Source organism: Kitasatospora sp. NPDC001095, from assembly GCF_053598615.1.
Genome location: NZ_JBSFKQ010000051.1, coordinates 1 through 14,568, shown reverse-complemented (window position 1 = coordinate 14,568; position 14,568 = coordinate 1). Strand labels below are relative to the sequence as shown.

At 72.9% G+C, this 14,568-nt stretch carries 11 protein-coding genes and 2 pseudogenes; 3 read left to right on the top strand and 10 right to left on the bottom strand.

Going from position 1 to position 14,568, the window contains the following annotated elements; all coding sequences use genetic code 11:
* Positions 1–216: 216 nt before the first annotated feature.
* The 10 genes and pseudogenes from ACWDBB_RS29970 to ACWDBB_RS29925 all read right to left on the bottom strand — a co-directional run bounded on the left by ACWDBB_RS29970 (position 217) and on the right by ACWDBB_RS29925 (position 12,588).
* Complete coding sequence (locus tag ACWDBB_RS29970) at positions 217–1,494, bottom strand: MFS transporter (RefSeq protein ID WP_449792547.1); 1,278 nt, start codon at positions 1,492–1,494, stop codon at positions 217–219.
* Between the two features lie 62 nt (positions 1,495–1,556).
* A complete protein-coding gene (locus tag ACWDBB_RS29965) occupies positions 1,557–2,909 on the bottom strand; it encodes a hypothetical protein (RefSeq protein ID WP_449792546.1) in 1,353 nt (450 codons plus the stop codon).
* Between the two features lie 97 nt (positions 2,910–3,006).
* Positions 3,007–4,236, bottom strand: coding sequence for a pyridoxal phosphate-dependent aminotransferase (locus ACWDBB_RS29960; RefSeq protein ID WP_449792545.1), 1,230 nt, complete (start codon positions 4,234–4,236; stop codon positions 3,007–3,009).
* Complete coding sequence (locus tag ACWDBB_RS29955; protein WP_449792544.1) at positions 4,236–5,486, bottom strand: glutamate-5-semialdehyde dehydrogenase; 1,251 nt, start codon at positions 5,484–5,486, stop codon at positions 4,236–4,238. The genes ACWDBB_RS29960 and ACWDBB_RS29955 overlap by 1 nt, the downstream gene beginning before the upstream one ends.
* Before the next feature lie 2 nt (positions 5,487–5,488).
* Positions 5,489–6,571 (bottom strand): glutamate 5-kinase, encoded by a 1,083-nt coding sequence (proB, locus tag ACWDBB_RS29950; RefSeq protein ID WP_449792543.1) that lies wholly within the window; start codon positions 6,569–6,571, stop codon positions 5,489–5,491.
* Between the two features lie 231 nt (positions 6,572–6,802).
* Positions 6,803–7,234, bottom strand: a complete 432-nt coding sequence (locus tag ACWDBB_RS29945) for a lanthionine synthetase LanC family protein (RefSeq protein WP_449792578.1) — start codon at positions 7,232–7,234, stop codon at positions 6,803–6,805.
* 92 nt (positions 7,235–7,326) lie between these two features.
* Positions 7,327–8,217: pseudogene (locus ACWDBB_RS29940) on the bottom strand (lanthionine synthetase LanC family protein); the annotation flags it as partial.
* Positions 8,214–11,324, bottom strand: coding sequence for a lantibiotic dehydratase (locus ACWDBB_RS29935; protein WP_449792542.1), 3,111 nt, complete (start codon positions 11,322–11,324; stop codon positions 8,214–8,216). The pseudogene ACWDBB_RS29940 and the gene ACWDBB_RS29935, both read right to left, overlap by 4 nt.
* 124 nt (positions 11,325–11,448) lie before the next feature.
* Positions 11,449–11,592, bottom strand: coding sequence for a hypothetical protein (locus ACWDBB_RS29930; protein WP_402406701.1), 144 nt, complete (start codon positions 11,590–11,592; stop codon positions 11,449–11,451).
* A gap of 108 nt (positions 11,593–11,700) precedes the next feature.
* Positions 11,701–12,588 (bottom strand): alpha/beta hydrolase, encoded by an 888-nt coding sequence (locus ACWDBB_RS29925; RefSeq protein WP_449792577.1) that lies wholly within the window; start codon positions 12,586–12,588, stop codon positions 11,701–11,703.
* Between the two features lie 209 nt (positions 12,589–12,797).
* Between ACWDBB_RS29925 and ACWDBB_RS29920 the strand changes: the two genes are divergently transcribed.
* The 3 genes and pseudogenes from ACWDBB_RS29920 to ACWDBB_RS29910 form a co-directional block, all read left to right on the top strand.
* A complete protein-coding gene (locus ACWDBB_RS29920) occupies positions 12,798–13,475 on the top strand; it encodes a TetR/AcrR family transcriptional regulator (protein ID WP_449792541.1) in 678 nt (225 codons plus the stop codon).
* 262 nt (positions 13,476–13,737) lie between these two features.
* Positions 13,738–13,929: a hypothetical protein gene (locus ACWDBB_RS29915; RefSeq protein WP_449792540.1), complete on the top strand. Its 192-nt coding sequence runs from the start codon at positions 13,738–13,740 to the stop codon at positions 13,927–13,929.
* A 448-nt stretch (positions 13,930–14,377) separates the two neighbouring features.
* Positions 14,378–14,568, top strand: a pseudogene (locus tag ACWDBB_RS29910) (PucR family transcriptional regulator); the annotation flags it as partial.

The following is a 14,568-nucleotide window of genomic DNA, read 5'->3' as shown; positions in this document are numbered from 1 at the left end:
AAAGCGGCACCGGAGAAGTAGACCATGAAGCCGGGGCCCCGGCAAGGGGGTCAAGATCGAACCGTCGCATCCTGATAGAAGACTGATAGAACGTCAGCGATCCTTGGCGTGAAGGAGGCGACGGCATGCCCCCCCGGCGCGAGAGCGTCGAGGGGGCATGCCGTCGCCCGGGCGGCCCCACAACGGGTCGGTGTACCGCTCTGGAGAGGACCGGCGCTAGGGAAGGGTTTTCATTCGCCGAAGCGGGGAGAAGACATAGGGGAGCCAGGCGACCGCCAACCCCACCGCCCCGACGTAGAGCGACGCCCGTACACCGAAGAACTCCCCGACCAGTCCCGAGGCCCCCGCACCCAGCGCGGTGGCTCCGGTCAGGGCGAAACGCATGGTCGCGTTCATGCGGCCCAGCAGGTCGTTCGGGGTAACGCGCTGCCGGAAGCTCACCAGGACCACACTGTTCATCCCCATGCGGTACGTGACCACGAGCCAGCAGACGGCGGACACCCAGTACACCGCCCCGCCGTCGACCAGCGGCACCAGGCAGGCGAACGGCGCGGTGACCAGGCCGGCGAGCCACAGCACGCTGCCCTGCCCCACCCGCTCCGCCAACCGCGGCCCGGTGTACGCGCCGATCAGCGAGCCGACGCCCCCGACGGCCAGGTACAGGCCCAACCTCCACGCGGAGAAGTGGAGCGTGTGCTCGAAGAGCAGGGGCAGCATGATCGTGACCATCTGGAGCGAGAAGTTGGTGATCGCTCCGGCCATCGCGATCGGGCGGAGCAGGGGATGGGAGAAGACGAACCTCACCCCTTCCCAGATCCCCCGGTACAGCGCCTTCTTCTCCGCGGCCCCCGCGTGGGACTCGTCCACCCGCTCGATCCGGGAGATCAGGATTCCCGACAGCAGGAAGCCGAGCGCGTCGACGAGCACCGCGGCCGGGGCCGCCATCAGCTGGAGCAGAAGACCGCTCAGACTGGGCCCCGCGACCCCGGAACTCTCCCTGACGCTGCCGATGTACCCGTTGGCCTGGAGCAGGCGCTCCCGGGGCACGATGGACGGCAGGAAGCTCTGCGCGGAGATGTCGGAGAAGACCGTCAGCGTTCCGCTCACGAACACGACCAGGTACAGCTGCGTCAGGGTCAGCGCGTCGAACAGCCACGCCACGGGTATCGATCCCAGCAGCAGTGCCCGCCCGAAGTCGGCGGTGAACATGATCGGGCGCCGGGGCATGCGGTCGACCCACACGCCGGCCGGGAGGCCGATCAGGAGGAAGGAGACCGTGCTCAGGACCCCGAGCAGGCCGACCTGTGCCGCACTCGCGTCGAGCGCGGTGACCGCCGTGAGCGGCACGGCCAGGTAACTGACCTGGGAGCCGTACAGACTGACGGAGTTCGCGGCGAAGAGCCTTCTGAAGTTTCCGTTCCTGAAGATCGACGGTTCGGCGGCGGTGCTGCTCCCCGCCGTCGAACCGCCCTCGATCGGCGTCTGCCTTCCCACTGCCCTGGAAGGATCGTCCGCGCTCGTCCGGGACCGAGTCATTCGTGGAGTCCTCCGCGGTCTCAGGAAGCGTGGCGGAACACGGGGGCCGCCTTGACGCGTCGGTCGGCACCCATGTTGATGACCGCCTGACCGCCGGAAGGTGTGGCTCGCACCTGAGCCCCGCCGTACCCCTCCGGAGTGATGAAGACGCCCCAGACGGAGTCGTGGTCCTGGACGGCCCCGCTCTCCGGATCGACGATCGGCTCCGGATCCGGGACCACCCTCTCCTGAACGATGTACCCGCGCCCCCGGGCCCCGGCCAGGAGCTCCCGCCAGTCCCGGTCGGACTGCTCCCAGCCGGCGTAGCTGCCGATCCCCGAGTATCCGTTGACGGGCTTCATGATGATCTTCTCGCGGTGCTCCCGGCAGTAGTCGAGCAGATCCACCGTGGTCCCCCCGGCCTCGACGGTCCCGGAGTCCAGGACCCGGGCCCAGGGGAGGATCCGGTCGATCAGCGCCCTCTCCTCGGCGGAGAAGGCGTCGTGCCCCCTCTGGTCGTGCAGCATCGCCAGGCAGGCCTTGTTGTGCACCAGTCCCGTGCGCATCGTGGTCCACAGGACCACGCGGCCCTCCTCGTGCGCCCGGAAGATCGGCTCCAGGACCTTCTCGCCGTCGGGGCTCGCCACCACCTCCTCCACCGTGAAGTAGCGCGCGATGACGTCCAGCGGCCGGCCCTGGAGGTACAGCCTCCCTCCCTTCTCCCGGACCTCGCTCAGCTCGCCGAGGACCATCTCGATGCCGAACCCGCGCATCATCTCCTGGAGGCTCAGGTACATGCTCCGGTACTTGGCCATGGCGCCGTCGCAGTCGACCGCGCCGACGACGGGTGGCGCACCGCCGGTGACGGTCCTCGACGCCTCACGCAGGGCCCGGACGAAACGCTCGCCGGTGTGGACGTAGTCGAGGCCGTGCTCGTCGGCGAACTCCCGGAACTCCGGCACCTCCAGCATGTACTTGGCCATGTCCGACCAGGAGACCCCGCCGACGCTGCTGTTGATGTTGAACTCGAGGAGTTTGAAGGAGCCGTCGACGCGGTAGAGGTCGGCGCGCCCGTAGAGGGTGATCTCGCCGCCGAGCCGCTGGATCAGCGCCGCCCGCCGGGGGTCGATGCCCAGTTCCCGGGAGTAGCCGTCGACGTCCCCGCCGAAGAGCCGGTCCGGCAGCGAGGTCAGGACGTGGAACAGCGACGTCAGGTCGTCGGCGCACGCGGCGATGGAGCCGTGCGGCACGAACATCGGCCGGGGCAGGAGGATGCTCCGGTAGTCGGCGTCGGCTTCCTTGGGGAACGGCACGCGGCTCACGAGGTTCCGCAAGGCGCTGCCCTCTTCCAGGCACCGCTCGACGTAGCTGCGTGTGACGGAGTCCCTCGTCATGGGCCTTCCCCTCGGGTTGCTGTCGGATGATCGGGTTCCTTCCGGCCTCGCGGTCGGGACCGCGAGGCCGGAAGGACTCGGCGCTGCGGCTTGCGGGTCACACCCCGGATTCGACCCTCGGCCGCGGTCGGGAGGTCGGGTGCTCGGGCGTGGTGCTCTCGATGAGGTCCCGGATCGCGGCCACGGCACGGGCGATGCGCTCCTCGGACTCGCTGCCCACGGAGACCCGCACGTAGCGGTCGCAGGAGTCCCCGTACCCGATGCCGGGCACCACGCTGATCGCGCTCTCCCTCAGCAGCCGGTCGGCGAACTCGGTGGAGTCGAGGCCGGATCCGCCCAGGTGGACGAAGAGGTAGAAGGTCGACGTGCCGGGCATGGTGTCGATGCCCTCGTCCGCGAACCAGCCGGCGACCCGGTTGCGCAACCGGACGGTGCGCTGGATCTGCGGCCGGGTGACGTCCAGGAGGTCGTCGAAGCGTTCGGCCAGGTAGGCCGCCAGGATGGTGGGCGCACAGGTGACCAGATGCTGGTTGATCTTCAGGATCTGCTCGGTGAGCCGTTCGTTGGCGATGAGGTAGCCGATCCGCCAGCCCGAGACGCCGTAGTTCTTCGACATCGAGTTGACCGTGACCGTGTGCCGCTTCTCCGGGTCGAGCGACCCGGCCGAGATGAACTCGGCGCCCGGCGGGATGAACTCGTTGTACGCCTCGTCGACGATCAGCAGGAGCCCGTGGCGGTCGGCCAGTTCGTGCAGGTACTCCAGCTCGGCGCGGGTGTAGACGTGCCCGCTCGGGTTGTTCGGGTTGTTGATGATGACCGCACGGGTGCGCGCGGTGACGAACCGCTCGAAGTCGAAGACCGGCACGTCGTGCGGAACCATCACCGGCTCGCCCTGGCACATGCGGATCTGCGCCGGGTAGCTCAGCCAGTACGGCTCGGGCACGATCACCTGGTCGCCGGGGTCGACGATCGCCATCAGCGCCATGTAGATGGCGGCCTTCGAACCGGCGGTGACGATCACCTCGGTGTCCGGATCCACCGGGAGCGCGAACCCGGACCCGTAGTACTTGGCGAGCAGCCTCCGCAGCTCCGGCAGTCCCCGGGAGTGCGAGTAGTGGTGCAGGCCGGGCGTGGTGAGGCCGTCGAAGGACGGAAGGGGGAGGTCGAAGAAGGCCTCGCCGAGGGACAGCGTGATGATGTCCCGTCCGGCGGCCTTCATGTCGTAGACGACGTTGTTGTGCTGGACCGACAGTGCCTGGGTGATGCCCTCCATCAGCCGGGAGGTGCGCAGCGACCGCTCCGTCGCGGCGTGCGGCTGCCCGGCCATCAGACGACCCTCGTCTGGCCGCTGCCCCAGACCACGTTCTTCACCGTTGTCAGCGACTCCAGGCCCATCGGGCCGCGCACGTGCAGCTTCTGGGTGGAGACGCCGATCTCGACCCCGTAGCCGAACTCGCCGCCGTCGGAGTAGCGGGTGGAGGTGTTGACGAAGACGCTGCCGGAGTCGACCTCCCGGGCGAAGCGCCGCGCCACGTCGATGTCCCTGGCCACGATGCCCTCGGCGTTGGACGTGCCCCACCGGCGGATGTGCGCGAAGGCGGCGTCGGCGTCGGGAACGACCTTGACCGCGAGGACGAGCCGCAGGTACTCGGTGCCCCAGTCCTCCTCGGTCGCGGCGACCGCCTTCGGCCAGACGCGGCGGACGGTCTCGTCGCCGCGGATCTCCACGCCCGCCTCGGCCAGCAGGTCGAGGACTCCGGGCAGCCAGGACTCCGCCAGGTCCGCGTGGACCAGCAGGGTCTCCATCGCGTTGCACACGCTCGGCCGTGAGGTCTTGGCGTTGATCGTGACCGCGGTCGCGATGTCCGGGTCCGCGGAACCGTCGATGTAGGTGTGGCAGTTGCCGGCGCCGTCGATCACCGTGGGCACGGTGGCGTTCTTCTCGACGGAGGCGATCAGCTCGGGGCCGCCCCGCGGGACGAGCAGGTCGACGTACCCCTTGGCGCGCATCAGCTCCAGGGCGGCGTCACGGGACGGGTCCGAGATCAGCTGGACGGCCGCGGGGGGCACGTCGTCGTGCTCGGCGATGGCCTCCGCCAGCGCCTCCATGATCGCGGCGTTGGTGGCGGCGGCCATGGACGAACCGCGCAGCACCGCGCAGTTGCCGGTCTTCAGGCACAGGGCGGCGACCTCGGCGGTGACGTTGGGCCGAGCCTCGTAGATCACCGCGATGACGCCCAGCGGCTCCCGCACCTGCTCGATCAGCAGGCCGTTGGGGCGGGTCCAGCCCTTGACGACCTCGCCGACCGGGTCCGCCAGCGACGCCACCGTGTGGATGGCGTTCACCAGCCCGGCCATCCGGCTCTCGGTCAGGGTCAGGCGGTCGATGAGGGTCGGGGTGATACCGGCCGCACGGGCGGCTTCGATGTCCTGCTCGTTCGCCTTGATGATCGAGTCGCGGTTGCGCTCGACGGCGGCAGCCATGTCCAGGAGGACCTGGTTCTTCTTCGCCGTGGTCAGCCTCTTGACGGCGGCGGTCGCTTCCGCGGCAGCACGGCAGATCTCGATTACCGACACAACTAGCCTCCAAAAATCCGTACGTAGTCACAGTCGTCGATGAGTTCCGAGGCGGACCGGTCGCCGGCCCGGACCTCCGCCGCGCGGAGGCGGACGGTGCCGCGGGCGATCACCCGGGAGTCCGGACCGAGGACGTCCACGACGTCGCCGCGGTCGAACGGCCCGTTGAGCACGCCGACGCTCCCGGCGAGCAGGGCCCGGCCCGACTCGACGGCCTGCCGCCCCGCGGCGTCGCAGACCACGGTCCCGCTCGGGGGGTACCGGAAGGCCCGCCACAGGCGGCCGAGATCGGGCGCGGCGGCGTGGGTCGTGCGCGGCGGGAAGACGGTTCCCTCCACCTCGTCGCCACGGAAGGCCGCGATCAGGACGGTGGAGTCCATGGCGTCGGCCACCACGGTGCGGACCCCGGCGTGCGCGGCGATCCAGCAGGCGCTCAGCTTCACGAGCATGCCGCCGGTTCCGCCGTCTCCGGTGGATCCTCCGGCCATCGCCTCGACTTCGGAGATCGGACCCGTCACCTCGGCGATGCGCACGGCGCCCTCTGCGAGCATCGGGTTGCCGTCGTAGAGGCCGGCCACGTTGGTGAGCAGCAGCAGGAGCCGCGCTTCGAGGAAGCCGCCGAGCAGAGCGGCCAGGACGTCGTTGTTGCGCACGCCCAGCGCGTCGTTCTCGTTGACGATGGGCACCATGCCCAGCGAGCGCATCAGGTCGAACGTGCGGCGGACACCGCCACCGCGTTCCGGCGCGACGAGATCGTGCGGGGTCAGCAGGATCTGCCCCGTCTCCAGGCCGTACGCGGCGAACCGGGCACGGAGCGCCGAGTACAGCATTCCCTGACCGAGCGCCGCCGCGGTCTGTGCGGCCTCCGCCGTGTCCCGGGTCAGATCGCCGTGCCTGGTGCGGCCCAGGGCGATCGCCCCGGAGGTGACGAGCACCGGCGCCAGACCGGCCTCGATGCCCTTCGCCACCGTCGTGCAGAGGGTGTCGAGCTTGACGGGGTCGACTTCTCCCCGGGTGATCAGAGACGACGTTCCCACCTTGATGACGACGCGGTTGCCCGTGCCGTCGCTGATTGCATCCCGCATGGTCTCCTCGCCTGAACCTCGGCCGTCGGGTGTGGGAGAGCGGAGGGGCAGCCGCTTCCAAGAAGATGGTTACCGGGGGCGGTGTTCTCCCAATGTGCTGGCGATTCGCGGCCGCTGTCGGGGACTCGCGGCGCACGCGGGAGCGGGGGGAGGCGCGGCGCGCGCGGCCGCGCCGACGGCGGGCGCTGTCGGTCCTCGCGCCCGCGTGACCTTGGGGCGGCGTCGGCGGCCTCAGGTCAGCAGCAGGGCCGCGTCCCAGTCGGTTTCGTCCGCCCCGTCCGGATCGGCCCGCGCGTCGGCGTAGCCGGCCAGGGCCAGGGCCGCTCCGGTGGCGCCGTCGATCAGGGCCGGGCTGTCCAGGTACCGGGGGCCCGTGCCGGTGGGGACGTGCTGGCGGTATCCGAACGGCGCGTCCTCGTCGAAGGCGGCGGCGAGTTCGGCGGCGGCACGGTCCGCGGCCGCCCACAGCGCCGGGTCGCCGGTCGCGGCCGCCATCCGCACGGCGGTGTGCAGCACGCCGGCGCGGCCGTGGCACAGGCCGGGGTCGTCCGCCATCGTGCTCGGGAGCGGCCGGCTGACGGCGGCGCGCATGGCGTCCCGGGCGCGGGCCCCGACCGCCGGATCGGCGAGGGCGTCACCGGCGAGGTGGAGGGACCACGCGATGCCGGACGCGCCGTAGCACCAGCCCGCCCGGGGGTGGCCGCACCGGTGCCGACGGCCTGGCCGGTCTCCTCCTCGTACGGGATCCGCGCGGGCCAGTAGGCGCCCGCCGCGTCCGTCAGCTCCCTGGCCAGGAGCCAGTCGGTGACGGAGCGGATCGCCTCCGACCCGCCGGGCACCACGACTCCCGCGCGGTGGGCGAGGGCGAGCAGTGAGAGCGGGCCGCAGATCCCGTGTGCGGCACCGAGGTTGAAGTCTCCGGACGGGTACGCCAGCCGGTCGCGGTCGACGACGTAGCGCTCCGGGGCGCACCACCAGCCCGGCACCTCGCGGCCCCGCACCTCGGTGGGGCGGGTCAGCCGGACCAGCAGGCGCAGCAGGTCGGACAGGACCGCCGCGACGCGCTCGTCTCCGGAGCTCGCGGCGGCCAGCAGGGCGCGGCCCCGGCCGGCGAGACCCGCGACGACGTCGTAGTCCAGGTAGGAGAGGCCCGGCCCGTGTTCGGTCAGCCGGGCGTCGAGCGCGGCGACCACGGCCGCCGTGTGGGCGGTGGCCAACTCGGTGCTGCGGGCGAGCAGTTTGGCGTATCCGCCGGTCAGGCGGGCGTGCAGCAGGGCCGGGAGGATCAGATCGCCCGCCCCGGCCGGGCCGGCCGCGGGGGCGGATCGGACGGCGGCGGCCAGGTGCGCGTGCGCGACGGACGACCAGTCGGGCTCGTGCCGCGCCCGGACGATCTGCAGCAGGGCGATCCCGGCATGCCCGAGCAGGGCGGAGGCGGGTTGCCAGCCGGGCAGCAGCAGGTCGGCCGGGGCGGTGGCGAACGCCCGCCCGGCGGTCTCGGCGACGTGCTGCGGGTCACGCAGGCGCTCGCCGACCCGGTGGGCGACGGCCCGGGCCGTGCGCGCGGTCCGTTCCGCGCCGCTCGGTCGCTCCTGGTGCGCGGCGGGCCGGGCCGTCCCGGTGCGGTGGGTCTCGTGGGTGCTCATCGGCCGTGCCGCTTCCGGTCGATGCGCAGGGACAGGGCCTCGCGGGCGATCGCGTGGGCCAGGGCCTCGTCGTCGGGGCGGGGGCCGAGGAGGCGGTTGCAGTGCATGTGGGCGAGGCTCGTCGCGATGGACGCCCGGCGGGTCGGAGAGGTCGCGGCGGCGGTCAGGGCGGTGCGCAGGTCGGCGAGGGCGTCCGCCCGTGCGGCCCACGGCCCGGCCGTCTCGGGTGTCAGCCCGGGCCCGGGCCGGCAGTTCTCGTCGAGCAGTGCGGCCATCGTCCTCTTGCCGTCCCGGTCGACGTCCCCGATGCGGGCGCGGACGGGCTCGCCGCTCAGCCAGGCGAGGGCCTCCTCGGGGGTGCCGAGGGCGGTGACGAGGTCGAGCACGCCGAGGGCCGCGAGCGCCGTGCCGGACAGGCCGAACACCTCTTTGCCGGAGGTGAGTTGGGCGATCACCAGTCGACTGTCGGCGTGGAAGACCCGGGTGGCGCGGTCGTGCGGGGCGGGCCCGCCGTAGCGTTCGGTCTCGGGGTCGTAGGTGTCCAGGACGAGTCGCCCGCCGAGCCCGGCGTCGCGCAGGTCCTCGGCCCAGCCGTGCAGGCGGGGCAGGAGGGCCGTCCAGAGGCCGGCGGGCTTGCCGTGGAAGCGCAGCCGCAGGTGCGGATCCGGATCGGCGTAGCGCAGGAAGAACCAGTCGTCGACACCGGCCTCGGCGAGCAGGTCGGGGTCCGTGAGCAGCGCCGAGCGCCGGGCGAGGAGCCCGTCCTGGCGCGCCTGCGGGACGTAGACCTTGGCGTACAGCCACTCCCCGCCGGGCAGGTGGGTGGCGGATGCCCGGTCCGGCAGGGGGCGGGGGGCGCGCCGCCGCGGCGCGGTGCGGTTCGCGGGCTCGCGTGCGGCGAGCAGCGGGAGGACGAGCTCGGTGGCGTGCGGGCCGTCCGGGCCGGTCAGCCACGTGCCGGGGCGGTCGGCGCCGAGGCGCTCCACGACGGCGAGCCCGGGGCGGGCGAGTTCCTCGGCGAGGACCGTCCGGTGCAGGGGCTGGTCGAGGTCGACGGCGATGCGGTGGTCCGCGCGGGTCAGCAGGACGTGCCGGGGCACGCTCCAGCGCCCGCGCCAACGCGCCACCTCCGCCTCCCAGTCGGGCCCTCCTGCGCTCGCGGTCAGCTCGCGGTCGGGCAGCCAGCGCGCGGGGGCGAGGACGGTGCGGCCGTGGCTGACCCGGGGTTGGACGGGGGCCGTCGACCACGAGCCCCAGTTCCAGGGCAGACACCAGTCCTGGCCCTCCTGCCCGAGCTCCAGGAGGAACCGGGCGACGTGCGGGAGGTGCCCGCCGGCCGGGTTGAGCATCGAGTACGAGACCGGGCGGACGGGCTCCCCGCTGCGGGTGTCGGTGAGCCGGAGGCCGTCGAGGTCGGCGTGGACGGCCAGGTGCTCGACCGGCAGGTCCCGGGTGCCCTCCGTCGTGGCGGGGCCGACGCCCAGCGGGATGCGGTCCGGGAGCCACTGCGGGACGGCGGCGACGTTGCCCGAGCGGATCGCGCGGGGCCGGTAGGCGACGGTCGCGGCGCGTTCCCCGGGCTCGGCGCCGCCGCCGGCCCGCCGTACGAACGCGGCGACGTCGTCGGCCCGTTCGCCCAGGAGGTGGGCGAACCGGCCGAAGGTGGCACCGGCCAGCGGGGAGCCCGGGTTGCCGCCCAGGACGAGCCGGAAGTCGCCCGCGCACAACGACTCCCAGCTGTCGGCGAGGAGTTCGGCGCCGAGTTCGAGGGAGCCGGGGCGCCGTCGCGACACCGGCCCGGCGAGGTCGCCCAACGCCCCCTCGTCGAGCCGGACTTCCGGCACCGAGCCGTCGGCCGCCCGCCGGACGGCGGCGAGGAGGAGTTCGCCGAGCACCCGGTCCCGGGCTTCCGCCCCCGGATGCGGGGCCGGGCGTCCGGGGGCCGCACGGTACGCCGCGGGAAGTCCCAATCCGCGGCCCTCGTCGAGCAGTTCGAGCAACGGTACGGCCCGGTCGGTGCCGTACCGTTCCAGGAAGGCCTCGTGGTACTCGCGCAGGTGCGCACTGCCGGGCCGGATCAGGGAGACGCTCCACAGGGCGTCCGCCGCCCGTTCGGCCTCGCGGGCGACCTCCGCCGGCAGGACGACGCGGGCGTCCAGGGCGAGGTCGGTCTGGATCGGGTGCTCGGTCGGGTGCAGTGCGGCCATCCGCTCGCGCGCCGCCGTGAGCGCGCGTCCCCGGTCGCCCGGGGCGGCGGCGTCCAGCGCGGCGAGGCAGGCCCGGACACCGCGCAGGGCCGCGGCCGCCGGGTGGTCGAGCCCGTCCAGCCGGTCCAGGACGTGCCGGAGCGGGTCCGCGCACTCGGGCGGCGGGACGAGGTCGCTTAACAGGAAGCGGGTGCGGACGAGCTGGGTGATGGCTCGGTCGACGGCGGCGCCCTCCGCCTGCGGGAAACGCTCGGCCGTCCGGGCCAGCAGCTCCGACCAGCCGACGGGCTCGGCCGCGCACTCCAGCAGGTACCGCACGGCTGGACTCAGCCCGACCGAGTGGCGCAACTGGCTTGCACCGTCGGCCTGGTAGACGTCGAGCAGCACCAGGCGCCCCTCGCGCTCGACCCGCAGGGCGTTGGCGACGAGCCGTCCGCCGCGGAGCACCGCGGGGTCGGCGAGCAGGGCGCTCAGCACTTCGTCCAGCCACCCGGCGTCCGGACGGCTGACCGGCCGGTGCCCGGTGCCCAGGTCCGCGGCGGGCGAGGCTCCGAAGCCGGCGACGGCGACGCCGGCGAAGAGGCCGAAGGGGGTCGCGCGGTGGGTCATCCGCAGCCGGTACTTGAGGAGCGAGACGGCGAGGCGGCGCAACCGGCGGGGTTTGAGCGGCTCCCCGGCGATCACCCGCCGGGCCTCGGCCGCCAGGGCGGGGCTCGCCAGGTCCACCGCGGCCATGAACTCCGGTTCGGATGCCAGGCGTTCGACTTCGGCCCGCAGGCGGTCGGGGTCACCGGAATCGGGAGAGGGTGACCCGCCGCCGTCCGCGGGCAGTGGCAGGACGGCCGCGCGGAGCAGCGCCACTCCCGCCGATTCGAAGCCGGTCCCGCTGTCCGTCCGCATCCTGTCCATCCCCGTTCCGCTCGTCCGTCCCGTCCGTCCGTCGTCCCGCGCGGCCCGTGGGCGCGCGCGTCGGTGCCGGGCGGAGGACGCGGAGTGCGCGCACCGCCCGGCACCGGTCACCGGATCAGCAGAGCCAGGAGGTGATCGGGCAGGACAGGCAGGTGCCGGTCCCAGTGAAGGACTTCGCGCCGGCGACGGCGCCTTCCTCCACGACGATCTCCAGGTCCAGGTCCAGGTCGAACTCGAGCTCGGCGGTGACAGTGCTCATGGTGTCCTCCAGTGGGTGGGTGGGTTCGCCGGAAGTCCGGCGGCCGGTCCGCGCGGCTGCGCGCACCGGAGCTTCGGGGGGTCCACTGCCGTACGGCGGCGGATCGGGTCAGGCGGCCGTCCGCGCGGGGCCGGCCGCGGCGCGTGCGGCCAGGCAGTCCGCCAGGAAGGCGAGCGCCCGCAGGTGGTAGGGGCGGGCGGCCCAGCCGAGGCTGATGTTGTGGCCGGCCTGCGGCTGGCGGTCCACCAGCACCCGGGGGGCGGCGGTGAAGCGGGCCGCGAGGTCGCTCAATGCCCGGTCGTCGTGGCGCCACCAGGCCTCGTACTCGGCGAAGGTGAGCCGGAGCGGCACCCGCACGCGCGGGGCGAGCGCGGCGAAGTCCTCGGCCCAGGCGATGGCGTCCGCCTTCTCGCGGTCGGGCATCGGGGCGACCACCTGGCCGCCGGCGCGGAAGGTGTCCGGCGGGTACAGCCGCACCGGACCCCAGTGTTGCCGCCACAGTTTGCCGCCGGGCGCGAGGATGTCGCGCGGGTCGACGGCGTACTCGTGGCCGCAGCCGGAGACGTCGACGCCGACGAGGTCGAGTCCGTCCGGGTCGGCGGCGAGGCCGAGGGCGAGCTTGCCGCCGAGCGAGTGCCCCAGCAGGAACAGGTCCGCGCCGGGGGCGTGCCGGGCGGTGAAGTCCCGCAGGGCCGCGCGGACGGTACCGGCCTGGTCGGCGAGCCGCTGCCCGTCCGGGAAGCGCCCGGCGGACCCGCGGTAGCCGGGACGGTCGACGGCGAGGACGGTGTAGCCGAGGTGCGCGCCGAGGGTCAGCAACGACTGGTCAGGGTCGGCCTGGCCGTCGAAGTACGACGCGCTGGTGCCGCCGCCGTGCAGGGCGACGACCACGGCCCGCGCGGGGCCGTGCTCGGGCTCGCAGAGCAGCGCGGACAGGGCCGCGCCGTCGGCGTCCAGGACGATCCGGCGGACGCCGGGGGAGACGGACGCGCTCATGACGTCGAGCAGGTGTGGGGGTGCGAGCCGATCGGCCCGGTCTCGGGACATGGCTGCTTCTCCGGTCGAGTGCGTGGGGTTGCGCCGGACTCAAAGATTTTGGATCAACGATTCGAACCTAACGGCCACTCAGTCAGGTTCGCAACCCACAAGTCCACAATTTTGAACCCGTGAGTCCAAGTCGAGTTCGCCGCGAGTACGATGACCGGGTGACCGAAGCACGTGCGACAGTCGAGGCCGGACGCGGGGCGCCGCGCGGCCGCATCGACAAGAGGCAGGCCATCCTGAGCGCCGCGTTCACGGTGTTCGCCCGCCAGGGCTACGCCAACGCGTGCGTGAAGGAGATCGCGGACGAGGCCGGTGTCGCCAAGCCGACCGTCTACAACCACCTGAACGACAAGGCGAACCTCTTCCGCCAGGCCGTCCTCATCGCCGCCGACGAGGCGACGGCCCGGAACCTGGCCGCCGTCGAGGGCCTGCTCCTGTCCTGCGACGACCTTCACGACGCGCTCGTGTCCGTCGCCCAGGCCCTGCTGCTCTGCCACCGCAGCGAACAGTCCTGGGCCCTGCGCCGGCTGCTCCACTCGGAGGTCGCCCGCTTCCCCGACCTGCTGGACACCGTCCAGGGCCGGGGCGTCGACCGGGTCACCGAGGCGATGGCCGACCGGCTGGCCCGGCTGACCCTCTCCGGGCGGCTGAACGCCACCGACCCGGCCTGCGCCGCCGAACAGTTCATGGCGCTGCTCGCCGGTCCGATGGAGGCCCGTTCCCGCTGTGGCACCCGGCAGGTCCCGGACGCCGAGCTGAACGGCATCGCCCGGGCTGCGGTGGACACCTTCCTCAAGGCGTTCGGCCGTGAACCCGGGGCGTCGGGGAGCGGTGCCTGAGCGGCCAGCATCCGCATCTGTTGTCAACTGACTGTTCGTCAAGTCTCTTTCCTTCTCCCCCTGGTGGCGCGCGCCGTCGACCACTGTGACGATCTCCGTCCTCTTTGCGCCATCGTCGAGGCCGATGGCGCGGTCGGTCGTCCGCGCCCCCGAGGGGATCCGCCCATGTGCCGGCGCCCTCGATCTGACGTTCCATCAGGATTCCCGTCGCACGGCCATGGCCGAAAAACGGTTTGTGTAGCTCGGCTACCCGCCGGTCGACATGGTCCTGCTCTCCTTCGAGGACATGACCCGCAAGCAGCTGTTCGCCGGCACGGCCCCGCCCTGGGCCGGGCTGGACTACGGCGGTCTGATGGCCGGTGCGACCCTCACCGCGCTGCCGGTGGTCGTCGCCTTCCTCCTCGTCCAGCGCCGGATCGCCGCGGGCCTGGCGACGGGCGCGATCCGGGGCTGACGGCCCGCGGCGGCGTGGCGACGCGGTGGCCGGCGGCTCAGGGTGGCGGGTCGGGTGCGGCCCCGGGGCCGGCCGGCCGATGTCCGGACATGCGGCGATGTGCTGGCGGTGCACCGCGATACGACACTCTGCGCACCGTTCGCGGGGTGTGCGGGCGCTCCTCGGCCTCGTTCCCGTCCTGTCCGCCCGGTCCGGCGGCCGGGGAGCGGCACGGCCGAAGGGTCATCCCGGCCCGGCCGCCATCAGGGGTGAACTCCGCCGCGCTGAAAGCCTTTTGGCCTTCCTCCGGTTCGCCCCGGAAGTCCCTGTGCGGCTCCCTCCGGGGGTTCGGCGCCGTCCCGGGTGACCGCCCGCCCCGGTCGGGTGGAGCCGTCGGATCCTCGGTTTGTTGAACGTTGTCCTTCCGCTTCGCTCCTTGTATGAATGGCGGGCCAGGAAGGAGTTGATCATGGCGATGTGGATCCGGCGCGCGCGTGCGGGAGGCGAAGTGCTGCAGGCGCTGGTGGACGGCCTGGCCGAGGAACTGGGGCGCTCCGTCGTCCTGGACGACCCGCTGGTGCGGATGATCTGTGCCAGCCGGCACTTCGGGGACGAGGACCGGGTGCGGGTGCGCACGCTGCTGCAGGGCGTGGCGGACGA

Bases quoted from the DNA above. Each gene is read 5' to 3' on its own strand.
- ACWDBB_RS29925 (WP_449792577.1), bottom strand. From the start codon at position 12,588: ATGAGCGCGTCCGTCTCCCCCGGCGTCCGCCGGATCGTCCTGGACGCC.
- ACWDBB_RS29965 (WP_449792546.1), bottom strand. From the start codon at position 2,909: ATGACGAGGGACTCCGTCACACGCAGCTACGTCGAGCGGTGCCTGGAA.
- ACWDBB_RS29930 (WP_402406701.1), bottom strand. From the start codon at position 11,592: ATGAGCACTGTCACCGCCGAGCTCGAGTTCGACCTGGACCTGGACCTG.
- ACWDBB_RS29935 (WP_449792542.1), bottom strand. From the start codon at position 11,324: ATGCGGACGGACAGCGGGACCGGCTTCGAATCGGCGGGAGTGGCGCTG.
- proB (WP_449792543.1), bottom strand. From the start codon at position 6,571: ATGCGGGATGCAATCAGCGACGGCACGGGCAACCGCGTCGTCATCAAG.
- ACWDBB_RS29915 (WP_449792540.1), top strand. From the start codon at position 13,738: ATGGTCCTGCTCTCCTTCGAGGACATGACCCGCAAGCAGCTGTTCGCC.
- ACWDBB_RS29960 (WP_449792545.1), bottom strand. From the start codon at position 4,236: ATGGCCGGGCAGCCGCACGCCGCGACGGAGCGGTCGCTGCGCACCTCC.